The sequence below is a fragment of the Pseudoalteromonas rubra genome (assembly GCF_004212645.1).
Lineage (GTDB): Bacteria > Pseudomonadota > Gammaproteobacteria > Enterobacterales > Alteromonadaceae > Pseudoalteromonas > Pseudoalteromonas rubra_G.
Genome location: NZ_PPUZ01000158.1, coordinates 1 through 596 on the forward strand (window position 1 = coordinate 1; position 596 = coordinate 596).

General features: G+C 50.0%; 1 protein-coding gene. It reads left to right on the plus strand.

Features of this window, described 5'->3' with window-relative positions:
• Positions 1-596: hemagglutinin repeat-containing protein (locus C3B51_RS23175; RefSeq protein WP_130246546.1), on the plus strand; the 596-nt coding region annotated here is incomplete at both ends.

Below are 596 nucleotides of genomic sequence, written 5' to 3' on the forward strand. Positions count from 1 at the left end.
GAGCTCAATCAGTCACAAAGCAGCAAAAGTGGCAAGTGGGGCAAAACCACGGAGGAAGAGCAAGAGTTCCAGACCATTGCTATCCGCTCTGCACTGGAAGCGGGTAAAGGTGTTCGAATTGCCTCTGAATTTGGTGATATCACCTTACAGGCCGCGAAAATAACCTCAGGCACCGGCACTAGCATAGACGCCCGCAATGGCCGGGTAAACCTGCTGCTGGCCAAAGAGCAGGATCATTATTTCTACAACAAGGTCAAAAAAGGCACCTGGAAAATCAAGACCGAAACCAAGCAGGATACGGTCGATACTGCGGTATACAACGAGATCATCGGCGGGGTTAAGGTCAATGCCACCCATGGTATTACGCTGGAGCTGGGCCAGTATGAGGGGGAAGAACTCCAGGATACACTGAACAAATTTAGCGGTGATGAAAGCCTAAGCTGGATGTCAGATCTGCATAACGACCCGGAGTATGCAGGTAATATCGACCTTGCTTATAAAAAGCTGGTTGAAATTCACAAGCATGAAAAGAAAAGCACCCTTAGCCCCGCAGCGATGGCCATTATAGCCATTGCGGTATCTGTGGCGATGGGGCC